The 16,964-nt window shown below is 46.6% G+C and carries 14 protein-coding genes; 10 read left to right on the plus strand and 4 right to left on the minus strand.

The annotated features are described in order from the left end of the window. Nucleotides 1-9 precede the first annotated feature (9 nt). The 10 genes from def to gor all read left to right on the plus strand — a co-directional run bounded on the left by def (nt 10) and on the right by gor (nt 12,607). Complete coding sequence (def, locus tag P0G38_RS00400) at nt 10-501, plus strand: peptide deformylase (RefSeq protein ID WP_005230314.1); 492 nt, start codon at nt 10-12, stop codon at nt 499-501. Then, complete coding sequence (gene fmt, locus P0G38_RS00405; protein WP_275853555.1) at nt 494-1,447, plus strand: methionyl-tRNA formyltransferase; 954 nt, start codon at nt 494-496, stop codon at nt 1,445-1,447. The genes def and fmt overlap by 8 nt, the downstream gene beginning before the upstream one ends. Next, nucleotides 1,437-2,795 (plus strand): 16S rRNA (cytosine(967)-C(5))-methyltransferase RsmB, encoded by a 1,359-nt coding sequence (gene rsmB, locus P0G38_RS00410; protein ID WP_015510616.1) that lies wholly within the window; start codon nt 1,437-1,439, stop codon nt 2,793-2,795. The genes fmt and rsmB overlap by 11 nt, the downstream gene beginning before the upstream one ends. Before the next feature lie 14 nt (nt 2,796-2,809). Continuing rightward, entirely contained in the window at nt 2,810-3,550 is a 741-nt protein-coding gene (locus P0G38_RS00415) for a Stp1/IreP family PP2C-type Ser/Thr phosphatase (RefSeq protein ID WP_275853558.1), read from the plus strand. Next, nucleotides 3,547-5,544 (plus strand): Stk1 family PASTA domain-containing Ser/Thr kinase, encoded by a 1,998-nt coding sequence (pknB, locus tag P0G38_RS00420; RefSeq protein WP_074536309.1) that lies wholly within the window; start codon nt 3,547-3,549, stop codon nt 5,542-5,544. The genes P0G38_RS00415 and pknB overlap by 4 nt, the downstream gene beginning before the upstream one ends. 224 nt (nt 5,545-5,768) lie before the next feature. Next, nucleotides 5,769-6,236, plus strand: coding sequence for a CtsR family transcriptional regulator (locus P0G38_RS00425; RefSeq protein WP_005230319.1), 468 nt, complete (start codon nt 5,769-5,771; stop codon nt 6,234-6,236). Between the two features lie 5 nt (nt 6,237-6,241). After that, nucleotides 6,242-8,722 carry an ATP-dependent Clp protease ATP-binding subunit gene (locus P0G38_RS00430; RefSeq protein WP_275853561.1) on the plus strand — a complete coding sequence of 827 codons (2,481 nt, stop codon included), beginning with the start codon at nt 6,242-6,244 and terminating at the stop codon, nt 8,720-8,722. A gap of 269 nt (nt 8,723-8,991) precedes the next feature. Then, nucleotides 8,992-9,912, plus strand: a complete 921-nt coding sequence (locus tag P0G38_RS00435) for a peptidase U32 family protein (protein ID WP_074536307.1) — start codon at nt 8,992-8,994, stop codon at nt 9,910-9,912. Nucleotides 9,913-9,925: 13 nt separating this feature from the next. After that, the gene (locus tag P0G38_RS00440; RefSeq protein WP_008381725.1) at nt 9,926-11,167 is read left to right on the plus strand and encodes a peptidase U32 family protein; all 1,242 of its coding nucleotides are present in this window, start codon (nt 9,926-9,928) and stop codon (nt 11,165-11,167) included. A 93-nt stretch (nt 11,168-11,260) separates the two neighbouring features. Further along, complete coding sequence (gene gor, locus P0G38_RS00445; protein ID WP_142973482.1) at nt 11,261-12,607, plus strand: glutathione-disulfide reductase; 1,347 nt, start codon at nt 11,261-11,263, stop codon at nt 12,605-12,607. A gap of 163 nt (nt 12,608-12,770) precedes the next feature. On the opposite strand, the gene P0G38_RS00450 is transcribed toward gor, so the two are convergent. From P0G38_RS00450 to P0G38_RS00465, 4 genes are all read right to left on the minus strand, one after another. Continuing rightward, nucleotides 12,771-13,757 (minus strand): polyprenyl synthetase family protein, encoded by a 987-nt coding sequence (locus P0G38_RS00450; RefSeq protein WP_010748870.1) that lies wholly within the window; start codon nt 13,755-13,757, stop codon nt 12,771-12,773. 11 nt (nt 13,758-13,768) lie between these two features. Beyond that, on the minus strand, nt 13,769-14,329 hold the full coding sequence (locus P0G38_RS00455) for a Gx transporter family protein (protein ID WP_005232987.1): 561 nt from the start codon (nt 14,327-14,329) through the stop codon (nt 13,769-13,771). A gap of 10 nt (nt 14,330-14,339) precedes the next feature. Continuing rightward, entirely contained in the window at nt 14,340-14,747 is a 408-nt protein-coding gene (locus P0G38_RS00460; RefSeq protein ID WP_010748871.1) for a NusG domain II-containing protein, read from the minus strand. Nucleotides 14,748-14,953: 206 nt separating this feature from the next. Continuing rightward, nucleotides 14,954-16,894, minus strand: coding sequence for an NAD(P)/FAD-dependent oxidoreductase (locus P0G38_RS00465; RefSeq protein WP_005230327.1), 1,941 nt, complete (start codon nt 16,892-16,894; stop codon nt 14,954-14,956). Between the last annotated feature and the right edge of the window lie 70 nt (nt 16,895-16,964).

A 16,964-nucleotide genomic window follows, 5' to 3' on the forward strand; every position in this document is an offset into this window, starting at 1 on the left:
GGAGAAAATATGCGTTATCCTATTATTATCACCCCCGATGAACGTCTTCGTCGGCAAGCAAAACCCGTCAAAGTAATTACCGATGAACTCGTTCAGCTACTAGACGACCTTTATGAAACAATGGTCGCCCACGACGGGATCGGTATTGCCGCACCGCAAGTCGGCAAAAACCTGCAAGTGGCGATCGTGGAAGTCGAAGAAGACGATCGTTTTGAAATGATCAACCCTGAGATCATCGCTTCTTCTGGTGAATCCCTTGATGTGGAAGGCTGCTTGAGTATTCCCCACACCTTTGGGACCGTCAAACGAGCAGACGAGATCACTGTCCGCTATTTCGACCGAGAAGGAGAAGAAATGGAAGTGGAAGCATTCGGCTACTTGGCGCGTGCGATGCAGCATGAGATCGATCATTTAAATGGCGTGCTGTTTGTCGACAAGCTCGTCGAACGCATTCCTGAAGAAGACTTAGAAAAGTATATGGAGGAACATGAAAATGACTAAAATCGTCTTTATGGGTACCCCGGCGTTTTCCGTCCCAATTTTAGAAGGCTTGCTTGAAGCCGGCTATGAAGTGGCAGCAGTCGTGACCCAGCCGGATCGTCCCGTCGGTCGCAAAAAAACCATCACTCCGACCCCCGTCAAAGAAGCGGCGATGAAGCATGACTTGTTGGTTTTACAACCAGAAAAAATCAGTGGGTCACCAGAAATGGAGCAGATTCAAGCTTTGGCACCTGATCTGCTGATCACGGCAGCTTTCGGCCAATTTTTACCTAGTGCTTTACTAGAAGTACCAAAGCATGGCGCTATCAACGTTCATGCGTCCCTACTGCCGAAATACCGTGGCGGAGCACCTGTGCATTATGCCATCATGGAAGGGGAGCAAGAAACGGGTGTAACCATCATGGAAATGATCAAAAAAATGGATGCTGGCGGTATTTTTGCTCAAGCTCATTTGCCGATCACGGCACAAGATGATGTGGGGACGATGTTTGATAAGTTGAGCCTATTAGGCAAAGACTTGCTGCTGGAAACTGTGCCGAAAATCTTGTCAGGAGAGCTGCAGCCTGTCCCGCAAGAAGAAGCAAAAGTCACCTTTTCACCAAATATCAGCCGTGAACAAGAAGCCATCGACTGGCAGAAAACGGCGGTGCAAATCGATGCCCAAGTCCGAGGCATGCGACCATGGCCGATCGCCTTTACGACACAAAATGGCAACCGCTGGAAACTTTGGCAAGTGACACCGCTGGAGCAAACGACGACAGCCCAACCAGGAACGATCATTGAACGGACGAAAAAAACGTTGCTGATCGCTTGTGGGGAAGGCACGGTATTGGCTATCGATGAATTGCAGCCAGCTGGAAAAGGCCGACAAGACATTGCCGCATTCTTAAACGGCAGTGGACAACAGATTCAAAAAGGGGATCAGGTAGGTACCTATGAAGCGTAATCTTGGAGACATACAATATACAGTGCGCTTTGTGGCACTAGAAGCGTTGTTGCGAATCGAAAAAGGCGGCGCTTATTCCAATCTACTGCTGCGGGAATTGATGAATCAAGGGCGCTTAAATGACAAAGACGGTCGCTTATTGACTGAATTGGTGTACGGCACCATCAGTCGTCAGCTTTTATTGGATTATTATTTGGACCGGTTTATTAAAAATGCCCGCAAAGTCGACCCGTGGGTCAAAACGCTGCTGCGGCTTTCCTTGTATCAGATGCTGTATCTCGATAAAGTACCCGCCCATGCCATCATTCATGAAGCCGTGGATATTGCGAAAGCCAAAGGCAATCCGGGGACTGGTAAGTTCGTCAATGGCGTGCTGCGCACGATCCAACGACAAGGAGTGCCAGACTTGGCATTGATCAAAGACCCAATGGAACGTTTAGCAACGGAAATCAGTTTGCCCCTGTGGCTAACGAAGAAACTAGTCAAACAAATTGGGATCGAAGAAACTAGCGAGCTGGGTTATGCCCTATTTGAACCCAATCATGCCAGTGGTCGTATCGATCTGCAGCGCATCTCGCAAGCAGCAGCGATCGAACGGCTACAAGAAGAAGGCATCGACGCACGACCAAGTGAGCTTTCCCCTTATGGGGTTGTGGCTGACAAAGGCTTTATGGCGGGCTCGTCCCTCTACAAAGAAGGTTTACTGACGATCCAAGATGAAAGTTCGATGCTGGTTGCCCCCGTTTTACAAGTAGCCCGAGACCATCAAGTACTGGATGCCTGCGCCGCACCAGGAGGCAAAACGACCCATATCGCTGCCTTCTTGTCTGCCGCAGAGGGCGGCAAAGTGACAGCACTGGATATCCATGCCCATAAGGTTAAGCTGATTCAGCAAAATGCCCAACGTTTAGGCGTCGAAGCAGTTGTGGAGACCCGCGTGATGGATGCGCGGGAGACGGCTCAAACCTTTGCACCCGAACAATTTGATCGCATCTTAGTGGATGCCCCTTGTTCTGGATTAGGGTTGATGCGCCGTAAACCGGACATCAAATACAGCAAGACGGAAGCCGATTTCCAACGCTTGCCGCAGATTCAGCGAGAGATTTTGGAAAGTGCCGCCCCAACCCTGAAAAAATCGGGTATAATGGTCTACAGCACATGCACGATTCTAGCGGAAGAAAATCAACAAGTCGTGGCAGCGTTTCTCGCTGACCATCCTGAATTTGAGCAAATGCCTCTTGCGGTAGGACCGCTGGCAGCCGAAGCGGTTCAAGAGGATATGTTGACGATCTATCCGCAAGATTTTATGACAGATGGCTTTTTTATCAGTTGTCTACGCAAAAAGTAACGAGGTGAAAGAAATTGGAGATTCGTTTTCAAACAGATGTCGGCAAACGTCGCAACACAAACCAAGATTTTGCAGCAACCTATGTAAATAAAGCCAATGTGACATTGGCCTTGCTTGCCGATGGCATGGGGGGCCACCGAGCCGGAGATGTCGCTAGCCGTCAAGCAGTCAGTGAGATCGGCACCGCTTGGGAACAGACAGAGCTGACAGACAGTGAAAAAACTGCCCAATGGCTGATCCAAAAAATCCAAGCGGAAAGCCAAGTGATTTTCCAAAAAGGACAAGAACAAGAAGAACTTAGCGGCATGGGCACCACGATCATTGCCGTGGCCTTATTAAGCGACCAGTTTACGATCGCCAATGTCGGGGACAGCCGTGCCTATCTTTTACGCAATCAAGTGCTGACCCAAATCACAGAGGACCATTCACTGGTCAATGAATTGGTGAAGTCGGGACAAATCACGGCAGAAATGGCCTTGAATCATCCTCGCAAAAACGTTTTGACCCGCTCGATCGGCATGCCAAGCGAAGTCGAAGTCGATGTGGCGATCCACTTTATTGCAGACGGGGATTATTTGCTGCTGTGTTCAGACGGATTGACCAACATGGTCTCAGATGAAGAGATCACAGCAACGATCCAAGAAACCCCTGTGCTAGAAGAAGCAGTGCAATCATTGATCGATCAAGCCAACGAACGCGGCGGTGTCGACAATATCACGGTATTATTGATTAAAGTTGGAGGAGAGCGCCCATGATCGAAATTGGGAAGAAGATAAACGGCCGATACAAAATCATCGGCAATATCGGCAGCGGCGGAATGGCAAATGTGTTTTTGGCGCATGACTTGATCTTAGACCGTGAAGTGGCAATCAAAGTGCTTCGTTTTGACTTCCAAAACGACCAAAGTGCGATTCGGCGCTTTCAACGAGAAGCATTGGCGGCGACTGAGCTGGTTCATCCCAACATCGTAACTGTTTATGATGTCGGCGAAGAAGACGGCATGCAGTTTTTGGTGATGGAATATGTCAAAGGGATGGATCTCAAGCGCTATATCCAAACGCACTATCCCGTACCTTATTTGCAGATCGTTGATATCATCCAACAAATCTTATCAGCGGTGGCATTGGCCCATCAGCACCGCATCATTCACCGGGACCTAAAGCCCCAAAATGTGCTGATCAATGAAGACGGCGTGGTGAAAATCACCGATTTTGGGATCGCGATCGCCTTATCAGAAACATCGATCACCCAAACCAACTCGATGCTAGGCTCGGTGCATTATCTTTCACCAGAACAAGCACGAGGCAGTATGGCCACCAATCAATCAGATATTTATGCGATTGGAATTATCCTCTATGAAATTTTAACCGGCAAAGTACCCTTTGATGGCGAATCAGCCGTAACGATCGCCTTGAAACACTTCCAAGATGAGATCCCTTCGATTCGGATCTATGACAAAAATGTTCCGCAATCGCTGGAAAACGTCGTATTGAAGGCGACCGCCAAAGAACCGGCGGATCGTTACAAGACCGCCGATGAAATGCGGGCAGATCTCGATACCGTGTTGTCTCCTGACCGCCTCAATGAACCGAGATGGGAACCTCATGCCCTGATGGATGAAACGAGAGTGCTGACTCCAGTGGAAGCAGCCCAAGTCGAAACGCCGCCAGTGGAGGAACCCGTAGAAGATGAGGTTGCGGATCAAGCCGAAGAACCAGCGCAACCGAAAAAGAAAAAACGCAAACGCTGGCTGTTGCTGCCCATCATTATGGTGATCGCACTGTTAGGGATAGGCAGTTACTTCCTATTCGGCGGTGGTCGAGGAGATGTGGCGATTCCTGAAGTCAGTGGTCAGACGGAAGCAGCTGCCCGTGCCGAGCTAGAAGCCGCCGGCTTGAAAGTAGCAGACGAGGTGGAAGAAATCGAAGACGATGAAGTCGAAGCAGGCAATGTCGTCAAAACCGATCCCCCAGAAGGCAATGAAGTCAAAAAGAATTCCGTCGTCACTCTCTACATCAGTAGCGGAACGAAGAAAATCACCCTTGATGACTATGAAGGTCGTTCCTTCGATGATGTCAAAAAAGAATTGATCGATTTGGGCTTTGATGAAGACAGAATCAAAGAAGAGTTAGAGTCGTCAGATGATGTCGACGAAGGGGATATTATCAGTCAATCACCAGCAGCAGGGCGGGAAGTTTCCCCAGCAGAAGACGAAATCACCTTTAAGGTCAGCTCCGGACCAGATAGCTTCGCAATGGACAACTATTATGGTATGACAGAGGCAGATGCACGAGCAGCATTAACTTCTCGCGGGGTAAGCCTTTCACAAATCAATGTCACTTACGAATCCAGTAGCCAACCGGAAGGTACGATCATTGGTCAAGCACCAGCGAGTGGCGAGTCCGTTGTGACTTCCAGAACCATCATTACATTAACTGTCAGCAGCGGGCAAGAAATGGTCAATGTACCAAGAATCGTTGGCAAAAGCCAAGCCGATGCAGAAGCAGATTTGAATGAAGCAGGATTGCAGTATACGATAGAACAAGAATCTGATTATAACGACTCTGTGCCTGCTGGAGAAGTAGTGCGCGTTACGCCGGGAGCAGGTACTTCTGTAGCAGTAGGAAGTTCTGTCACCGTGACGGTTTCCAGAGGTCCTCGACCACAGGATTCTTCTTCGTCAAGCAGCTCATCCTCCTCAAGCAGCAGCTCGTCAACGAGTGAAAGTAGTTCAGAAAGTACGCAATAAGATGAACGTTTATGTTAGAAGAACAAGCAGCCTACGGGGACCAAAGAATTTTCTTTTTGTTCCCCGACGAGCTGCTTGTTTCTTTTTGTAGCTAAAAAGCTGAAGCGAGGGATAAGTGTCTTTAAAATTTCCTTTAGACCTTCCTTTTGTGCAAGCGTACATCTTTCCAAGGATTCAAAAATTGGGTATAATGAAGGTCAGAATTAGTCAAGGGAGGGAATGAATTGAGTCATCACAACACTTCCGATTTGATTGAAGCATATTTGAAGAAAATTCTTGAAGACAGTGAAACCATTGAGATTCGTCGCGCAGAAATGGCAAATTTGTTCAACTGCGTGCCCTCACAAATAAATTACGTGATCAATACCCGCTTTACCGTTCAAAGAGGCTATGCGGTTGAAAGCAAACGCGGCGGGGGCGGCTATATTCGGATCGAGAAAGTCAAAATTACTGATAGCCACCACTACTTAAAAGAAATGAATCAATTATTCGATGAAACCATCTCGGAAAAAGATGCATATGCAATAATCCAGAAACTTTATGAGGAAGGAATCCTGTCCAAGCGAGAAGGCAATTTATTGTTGACCGTCATCGCGAAAGCAGTTCTAGGACGTTCTCCTTATGAAAATAGAACACGAGCTGATTTGCTCCATGCAATTCTAGAACGATTAAGTTACGAAGACAGGAAGTGAAAGAGATGGATGAATTATTCACCCAACGCGCGAAAGCCGTTTTGGCTATCGCCCAAGAAGAAGCAAAATACTTTAAGCACCAAGCAGTAGGTTCTGAACATATTCTATTGGCACTGGTCATTGAACAAAACGGGATCGCTGGCAAAACGTTACGGGAAATGAATATCACAGAAAACGATATTCGTGAAGAAATCGAGCATTTAACAGGGTACGGCACCGTTCGTCAATACCCAGAAAACGCCTATCTCGCGTATTCACCACGAGCAAAACATACATTTGCTTATGCAGGGGATGAGGCCAAGCGTTTAGGGGCACCACAGATCGGTACCGAACATCTATTATTAGGCTTATTAAGAGACGAAGACATTTTGGCTTCACGAATCATGCTGAATCTCGGCTTGAGTCTCGCGAAAATGCGTCAGCTTTTGAAGAAAAAAATGGGCTTCAATGAAAGCAAAACCAACGGAAGTGCTGGTCGTCGTCGTCCAGCCCAAGCCAAAGCGCAGCAAGGAACACCGACCTTGGATTCCTTAGCCCGTGATTTGACCAAATTAGCTCGTGAAAAACGGCTAGATCCTGTTGTCGGTCGTGCCAAAGAAGTCAAACGGCTGATCCAGATCCTTAGCCGTCGGACCAAAAACAACCCTGTTCTCGTTGGGGAACCTGGTGTTGGGAAAACCGCGATCGCCGAAGGCTTAGCCCAAAAAATCATCAGTGGGGAAGTCCCAGAAGACATGCAAAACAAACGCTTGATGATGCTGGACATGGGGGCTTTAGTTGCCGGAACGAAATACCGTGGGGAATTTGAGGACCGAATGAAAAAAATTATCGATGAGATCTATCAAGATGGTCAAATCATCTTATTCATTGATGAATTGCATACACTGATCGGGGCCGGCGGAGCCGAAGGGGCGATTGATGCCTCGAATATTCTGAAACCAGCCTTAGCCCGTGGAGAATTGCAAACCATCGGTGCCACAACGCTAGATGAGTACCAAAAATACATTGAAAAAGATTCTGCGTTAGAACGCCGTTTTGCTCGGGTGCAAGTCGACGAACCAACACCAGAAGAAGCGGAAGAAATTTTACGAGGCTTGCGTCCTCGTTATGAAGAACATCATGGGGTGGAAATTTCTGATGATGCGTTACACGCCGCTGTGCAATTGTCCGTACGTTACATCAATTCGCGCCAATTACCAGATAAAGCCATCGATTTGATGGATGAATCAGCAGCCAAAGTGCGTCTAGACAAAACCGATGAAAGTTCGGAATTGGCAGATCTACAAAACGAGATCGCTAACTTGATCGAAGAAAAAGAAGCAGCCATTCGCCAGCAAGATTTTGAAGCAGCAGCTCGTCTGCGGATCAAGGAAAAGAAATTGACCCAACAACTGACGGAAGTGGCGTTTATGGAAGTCAAAGAAGCGTCAGGCTATGCCGATAGTGTTACTGCAGAAGATGTTGCTACGGTCGTTTCCCAATGGACTGGTGTACCTTTGCAGCAGATGGAGAAAAAAGAAAGCGAACGCTTGTTGGATCTTGAAAAGATCTTGCATCAACGGGTAGTTGGCCAAGAAGAAGCGGTCAAAGCAGTCGCTCGTTCGATCCGCCGCGCCCGCAGTGGGTTGAAAGACCCCAACCGCCCAATCGGTTCCTTCATGTTCTTAGGCCCGACCGGTGTCGGGAAAACCGAGCTTGCCAAAGCCTTAGCAGAAGCGATGTTTGGTAGTGAAGATGCCTTGGTTCGTGTCGATATGTCCGAATTTATGGAAAAATACAGCACGAGCCGTTTGATCGGTTCACCGCCAGGCTATGTCGGATACGATGAAGGTGGGCAATTGACGGAAAAAATCCGTTCAAAACCTTACTCCGTCATCTTATTGGACGAGGTGGAAAAAGCCCATCCCGATGTCTTCAATATCCTCTTGCAAGTGCTAGATGATGGTCATTTGACGGATGCCAAAGGTCGGAAGGTCGATTTCCGCAACACGATTTTGATCATGACCTCTAATATCGGTGCCCAACAAATCCGCGAAGAAAAAAGCGTTGGATTCAATGTCACTGATTTAACGAAAGATCACCAAGCGATGCAAAAACGGATCTTAGAAGAGCTGAAAAAAGCCTTCCGTCCAGAGTTCTTGAACCGTGTGGATGAAACAGTGGTCTTCCAATCCTTAGGTGAAGGGGAGATCCACGAGATCGTGAAGATTATGAGCAAAGCGATCATCAAACGGTTAAGCAACCAAGACATCCAATTGAAGATCACGCCATCTGCCATCGATGTGATCGGCAAAGCTGGTTTTGATCCAGAATATGGGGCACGGCCGATTCGTCGGGCCTTGCAAAAAGAAGTTGAAGACCGTTTAAGTGAAGCACTCCTATCAGGACAAATTCATTTAGGTGACAAAGTGACGATCGGTGCTTCAAAAGGATCGATCACCCTCAATGTCAAAGAGGGACAAGCGCGGGTCTTGCAACAAGTTTAAGTCGAGCCAATAACGGCAGCGGCGTTTCTATGGTCGAGTAATCGGCATCCATAGAAACGTCGCTTTTTTGTCTTGCTATGTCTAGTAGTGATCAAGAAGTCTCCACTGATTATGATTGATGATTCACAAAAAAATATCCTTTTAAATAGCTTTATGACAACGGTTGATTAACGGAAAAAGCGATATTCGTGAAAAAAAGAGTAACGAGACCTCTTGGAAAGAATCCTGCTGTGTGATACTATGAATGAGTTGAAAAAAGGAGGAGTATTATGGTTGAGATTATCGCCACGGTGGAATCGATCGAGCAAGCACAGCAGCTCATCCCTTATGTTGATACATTGTTTTTTGGAGAAGAGACATTCGGGCTGCGCCTACCGGCCTCTTTTTCTCGTGAAGAGCAAATCAGACTGATCGACATGGCCCACGAAGCTGGAAAGAAAGTGACGATCGCAGTCAATGGCATCATGCATCCAGAAAAAATGAAGCGGATTCCAGAATACCTAGCATTTCTGAAGACCAATCAAGCCGATCAAATCGCTCTCGGAGATCCTGGGATCATTTACCGCATGAAGCAAAATCCAGAATGTGCCTTGCCATTTATCTATGCAGGGGAAACCTTAGTAACGAGCGCTCGTCAAATCAATTTTTGGGGACAAAAAGGAGCAAAGGCAGCCGTTTTAGCGCGAGAAGTTCCTTTCGAGGAAATGAAAATCATGGCACCGCAACTAAATATTCCTGTGGAAGTATTGGTTTATGGTGCGACCTGCATTCACCAATCGAAGCGTCCGCTTTTACAAAATTATTATAACTATACCCAACAATCGGAAGAAAAGAACCACGACCGTGGGTTGTTTTTATCCGAACCAAAAAAAGAAGAAACCCACTATTCCATTTATGAAGATAGCCACGGCACGCACATTTTTGCCAATAACGACATCAATCTGCTGCTGCAACTGGCGGAATTAGCCGCAACAGGCTTTCAAACCTGGAAGCTGGACGGAATCTATACACGAGGGGCTGCCTTTGTGTCTATTGCTAAACTGTTTGCCCAAGCCAAGAGCCTTGTAGAAAGTGGGGAGTGGCAAGCAGAGCAAGCAGCTGTGCTCAGTGAACAAGTTGCCCAACTTCATCCAGCAGAACGTGGGTTAGACACTGGATTTTATGCCATCGATCCTGACGATATCAAGTAAGGAGCAAGAACAAATGACCGTTAAACAAGCATTGAAACGACCAGAAGTGTTAGCACCAGCTGGTACGTTAGAAAAATTAAAAACAGCGATCCACTATGGCGCTGACGCTGTCTATATCGGCGGCAATGCCTATGGTCTACGGAGTCGCGCGGGAAACTTTACCTATGAAGAAATGGCGGAAGGGGTGGCTTTTGCCAAAGCCCACAACGCAAAAGTCTATGTAGCAGCCAACATGGTGACCCATGAGGGCAATCAAGAAGGTGCAGGGGAATTCTTTCGGGAATTGCGAGATGTCGGTATTTCGGCAGTGATCGTTTCCGATCCCGCTTTGATCCAGATCTGCGCAACAGAAGCGCCAGGTCTACCGATCCATTTGTCCACCCAAGCCAGTGCCACGAACTATGAAACATTGGAATTTTGGCGGGAAGAAGGCCTAGAACGGGTCGTTCTCGCCCGAGAAGTGTCGATGGAGGAAGTTGCTGAGATCCGCAAAAATACTAGCGTGGAGATCGAAGCCTTTATTCATGGCGCCATGTGTATTTCTTATTCTGGCCGTTGTACTTTGTCCAATCATATGTCGATGCGAGACGCCAATCGCGGCGGCTGTTCGCAATCTTGCCGCTGGAAATATGATCTGTTTGACATGCCCTTTGCAACGGAACGAAACAGTTTGACTAAAAACGGGACAGTGGAAGAAGAGTTTTCCATGAGTGCTGTGGATATGTCGATGATCGAACATATCCCGGATTTGATTGAAAACGGCGTGGATAGTTTCAAAATCGAAGGCCGCATGAAATCGATCCACTATGTTTCAACCGTGGCGAACGTTTATAAAGCAGCCGTGGACAGTTACATGGCCGATCCAGAGAACTATGTCTGCAAACAAGAATGGATCGATGAACTGTGGAAAGTTGCGCAGCGAGAGCTTGCGTCAGGCTTTTACTACGATACCCCAAGTGAAAATGAGCAGTTGTTTGGTCCGCGTCGGAAAATTCCGCAATACAAATTTATTGGGGAAGTCATGGCGTATGATCCGGCAACAAAAACAGCTACGATTCGGCAACGGAACCACTTTTCCGTTGGCGATGAAATCGAATTTTACGGTCCCGGATTCCATCACTTTCACCAAACCGTCGAAGTCATGTATAATGAAGACGGTGAATCCATCGATCGTGCACCAAATCCTATGATGCTGTTGACGATGCCGGTCAAAGAACCGGTGGAAGTCGGAGACATGATTCGGAAGAAAAAATAAGGTCGAGAGTTTCTCTCGGCTTTTTTTGTTGAATCAATCCAGCCAAAAAGGATCGATGAGAACATAGACAATCTTAAGGAGGAAACAACAAATATGGAAACATACGACTACATAGTAATTGGTGGCGGCAGCGGCGGAATCGCCTCAGCCAATCGGGCAGGGATGCACGGCGCCAAAGTATTATTGATTGAAGGCAATGAATTAGGCGGCACCTGTGTCAATGTCGGTTGTGTACCGAAAAAAGTCATGTGGCAAGCTAGTGAGATGTTAGAAATGATCAAACGGGACGCAACTAGCTACGGCATTTATCCACATGTGGATAAATTTAATTTTACTGAGCTTGTGGATAACCGTGAAAAATACATTGATTTTTTACACACAGCCTATCAAAAAGGCTTAGACAGCAACAATGTAGAAGTTATCCACGGTTATGCACAGTTTGTGGATAACCACACGGTTACCGTCAATGGGGAAAACTACCATGCAACAAACATTTTGATTGCCACCGGTGGAAAACCTAGCGCGATGAATATTCCCGGCGGTGAGTACGCCATTGACTCGAATGGTTTTTTTGCGTTGCGAGAAGCACCAAAGCGTATGGTCGTCTTAGGGGCAGGCTACATCGCAGCCGAAATCAGCGGTGTCAGCCAGCAGCTGGGCAGCCAAGTGGCTTGGGCGTACCGCAAAGAGCGGCCATTACGAACCTTTGACAAGATGCTTGCGGATAATCTCGTGGAGATGTACCAAGAATCAGGAATCGAAACTTATGCAGGCTACGTGGCCTCTCGTATCATTAAAGAAGGTGACGAGTATCTCGTTCACTTTGAAAATGGCGAAACCTTGACCGGCGATTGCGTCCTTTTTGCTGGTGGTCGCGTGCCGAATACGGATAAGTTAGGTCTGGAAAACACCGATGTCCAATTGGATGAAAAAGGGTTTATCATTGTGGACAAATATCAAAATACCACAGCTGACTCGATTTTTGCGGTGGGCGATGTCATCGGAAAATTGGATTTAACCCCGGTTGCGATCGCCGCCGGTCGTCGCTTGTCTGAACGCTTGTTCAACGGTCAAAGTGATGCGTACTTGGATTATCACTTAGTGCCGACGGTCATCTTTACTCATCCACCGATTGCCACGATTGGTTTATCCGAAGAAGCAGCCTTGGCAAAATACGGCCAAGAGCAGATAAAGGTGTATCGCTCGCGCTTTACACCGATGTACTTTGCTTTAAATGAGTATCGCCAAAAATGTGAGATGAAATTGGTGTGCTTAGGAAAAGAAGAAAAAATCATCGGTCTGCACGGCATCGGGATCGGTGTCGATGAAATGCTGCAAGGCTTCGCTGTAGCCATCAAAATGGGTGCTACGAAAGCAGATTTCGATCAAACCGTGGCCATTCATCCGACGGGGTCAGAAGAATTTGTGACGATGCGTTAATAGAAAAAAGCCTCAACGGACAGATGATTTGTCCGTTGAGGCTTTTTTTTGCGTATAAAATTCTAGCTATCAACTAAAAAGTCCCCAAAAGTAGATCAAAAATCTAACCTTGGGGACTTATTTCAGGATGATCCCAGCTGCTGGGCTTTTGCTAGATCCTTGATCAGTTCTGACGCCCTAGGATCTGAGCAGTGATCTGGTAAAGATACGTTTTGGTTTCATCTTTGGTCTCAGGTAATTTCTGGATCGCCTGCAAAGCTTTTTTCGTATAGTCGGCTGCGAGTTTCTTGGCTTCCTCGATCCCAGCACTTTCTTGGACGATCCGATAGACTTCGTGGGTGTCGGTGTCCGTCATGGCGTCTTGTTTTTCCAGCAATGGGAGCAGCTGTTGGCGGTCACTTTTCAATGCCATCAACAGCGGCAGGGAATAGACGCCTTGCCGAACATCTTCCAATACGGGTTTTCCTAAAGCAGCCGCATCTTGGCTGTAATCTAAGACGTCATCCATGATTTGAAAGGCAAGGCCAATGGCTTCACCGATCTCACGGGCTTGATTGGCAAAGCGCAAGGAGGTGCCGCTTTCGTAAGCCCCGATGAAGCAGCTTAAAGCAAACAACTCAGCGGTTTTGCCGCGAATGTTTTCTAAGTAATCCTCGACAGTGACGGACAAATCGTATCGTTTGCTCATTTGTCCTAATTCACCGGCCAGGATTTTTTCCATACTACGGGAATTCATCTGCAAGCTTTTCATGGAGCTAGCATAATCCGCCATCAATTTAAAGCAGCAGACGAAGAGGTAATCACCAGCATAGACAGCGACATCGTTGCCAAATTCGGAACGAATGGTCGGCAGCTTGCGGCGGGTGTCCGCATGATCGACGATATCGTCGTGGATCAACGAGGCAGTGTGGAGCATTTCGATCGAGGCCGCCAATGCGACGGCTTTTTCGCGATCTTTGTCGCTGCCATAAGCAGAAAAGAGCAGCTGATAAGCAGGACGCAGCAGTTTCCCACCTGAATGGATCATGGACAGGATCGCTTGTTCGACCTCTTTGTTTTTTAGTTTTAATGATTTTTCCATCAATTGCAAGGAGGCAGATAAGTCAGCTTGCAGTGCTGGATACTCTTGCCACATGGAATGAAGTTTCATAATTAACTCCTTTATTCTGAATCCGAGCGCCATTTGACTTTGGTCTGGCGTTCATAATCAATTTGAAAACGGCGCAGTGTTTCGACACGGCGCAGCAAGTAGTTGGCGGCGATCCCGATAGCGATCCCGGACAAGATCCCAAAGAAAGATAGGACCGGCAAGTAGAGCATCACGCTCCATGATTGAGCGATCCATGAGGCAGTGATCAGCTGTCCGACGTTGTGCAAGAAACCGCCGGCCGCACTAATGCCGATGATACTGACACGCTTAGGCCCCAACTGTTTCACCAAAGACATCCCAAAGTAACTCAGTAAGGAACCGCTCATACTATATAAGAAGGTCGAAACCGTTCCTCCTAGTAACGTCGTTAAGATCAGTCTTAGCCAAATCAAGAGAAAGCTGTCTTTTTTCGGCATAGTGAACAAAGCAATAATGGTAATTAAATTTGCCAAACCTAGTTTCGCACCAGGCGCAAAGGCAAATGGATAAGGGATCATATTTTCAACTAAACCAATCACGACCCCTTGGGCGACCAGCAGTGAGATGAAAATTATTCGTTGTAATCGACTCATAAGCAAACGATCAATAGATTAGATCGTCGGTCTCACTCCCATCTGCGGCTTGGATTTCGATCACCAATTTATGAGGCAGACAGACAATGGTTTCCCCATTTTTACTAGCCCAGCCACGGCGGACACAAATCTGGTCGCCGCAATCGGCTTCCTTGATTCGGATCCGATCCCCTTCGATCTCCAGTAAATTGGTATCGCCATCTTCATCTTCATAAAGATAGGTGTACGTTTTTTGACCTTCAACTAAGTCAAAACGCTTGATTTCTGTCCCATCGACCCGCAAGACGGCTTCTTTGTCCGCTGTTTGCGTCTGGCCAAAAATAAAAATCGGTAAAAAAGAGCTGAGGATCAAAACAAGTATGATGACGCCATCCCATGGTTTTAAATGGGCATCGCGGATAAATTCTTTTAGTTTCATCAAAAAAGACTCCTGTTCTTTCATGTGATGTGTCTCATTCTAGCATAAGAAGACAAGATTCTACTAGCTGAATCCTCAATAATCCACCGATTTCTGTGCAAGGACGATCAAGAAAAAGTTCTGTACTTGGAAAGAGACCAAGACACTGATTGAAAATCAGAATGTCTTAGTCTCATGAAGTCGTACAGGTATTCTATTTTGCTGGCTTATTTATTGCCATATAAGGAGCGAGGGGTACCGTACCACCATTTTCCAAGGGTACGTTGCAACCATGGGATTACCCAACGGTCTAAACCGACTGCGCGTCCTGAACCGTTCATCAAGGCAAATGCAACTGGAATGAACCAGATGTTTACCCAGTAGAACATACCAGACATACAGAAAGTCAACACTAAAACGATAGTCGTTGCGTTTACTAACCAAGTGAAGAGACCAGCCATCAATGCAAGAGCTAAAGCAATTTCAAAGAAGACCATGAATTTTTGGAAGAACATGGCAACGTCATTGTTTGGCATGATAAATTGCATAACTTTTGTGAACCAGTCAGGTGATTTTTCAATCACGATCATTGGTTGCTCACCGTAGGCATAGCTCAAACCGAAGTGTGCGGCTTGTGTCGCTGCATCGGCTGCTTCACCGGCACCACTAGCGGCACTTGCTGCATCGGCTGCTTCACTAGCACCACTTGCTGCATCAGCGACTGTTTGATATTCCCAAGTCCAAGGGAAAACGCTGTTGCCTTGGAACCAAGAACCTTCACCAAACCATGTACCAGGTTTGAAGACTTCCCCATTCGTACCCAAAATTTTCTTGAAAGCTTCAACGAACCAGACAAGACCATAGAAAATACGAAGCGGAACACTCCACAAGACGTTTCCGTAACGAGACGTATGACCACGAGCGACTGTCCGGTCATCTTTGATGTGGAAGATTTCATGCATCAAGTATTGGAACATGTAGTAACCAGAACGAATATCAAAGAAGTATTTCAAGTTAACGATATGTTTCATAATGATCGCTAAGAAACCGCTCAGGTGAATCTTATTGAATAAGTTCGCCACGCCCCATTTGGCACCGATGGAAACCATAAATCCTTGGTAGTTTCCTTTGAATTTATGTTTTTCGCCGCCTTTGATGGCTGAAACGATGTTCGTTGCTGCAGTGTGACCTGTTTGTTCAGCTGCTTGCACGATTTGTGGTGTTGGTGTATTCGGGAATTCTTCGAAGTAAACCAAGTCACCAATAATATAGATGTTTTTGTCTTCGTAGCCTTTTGCTTCCATGTACTCATTGGCAACTAGACGGAAACCACGGGCTGTTTCTAAACCGAAATCAGCAGCATCACTAGTTCCTTTGACGCCGGCAGTCCAGATTAATGTGTGGGTTGGGATCGTTGAACCATCTTTTAGTTTGATGTGGTCAGGTGCAACTTCAACGATTGGTGCATTCAAGACAAGATCAACATTGTTTTTCTTCAAGTAACGTTCTGCTTTGGCTGCATCGTTACGATCAAGCATGTTTAAGATCGTTGGCATTGCTTCAACGACTTTCAAGCTGATTTCACTTGGGTCCAATTTATAATCGGAAGCTAAACGATCTTTCCAATCGATCAGTTCACCGATCATTTCGATCCCAGTAAATCCAGAACCACAAACGACAAACGTCAACATTGCTTTACGTAATGCTGCATCTGGTTCGATCGCTGCTTTTGCGACAGTTTTTTCAATGTGTTCGCGAATGCGGACAGCATCGTCAAATGACCATAGAGTAAAGCCATTTTCTTTGACACCAGGTGTACCGAAGTCATTCGGTTCGCCACCCATCCCTAAGATCAAGTAGTCAAATGAATAGCTGCCTAATTTTGTTTGGACGGTTTTATTTTCTTTATCGATCCCAGTTACTGTATCGGTTACTAAACGAACATTTTTCTTGCGTGAGAACAAGCGCTGCAAGTCATATTGAATTGCGGTAGGTTCTACACGTCCTCCAGCGACTTCATGCAGTTCAGTCATCATCGTATGATAAGAGTGACGGTCGATCAATGTTATCTCAACATCATTGTCTTTTTTCAATTTCTTTGCCATGTACTTCGTAGCAGAAACGCCTGCATAACCGGCACCGACAACGACAATGTTTTTCTTTGCCATTGCAAATCTCTCCTTAATAAAAATAATCTATGATAATAATTACACAATCGTTCCTATTATATAGACAAAT

It is taken from the genome of Enterococcus casseliflavus (assembly GCF_029215545.1).
Taxonomy (GTDB): domain Bacteria; phylum Bacillota; class Bacilli; order Lactobacillales; family Enterococcaceae; genus Enterococcus_D; species Enterococcus_D casseliflavus.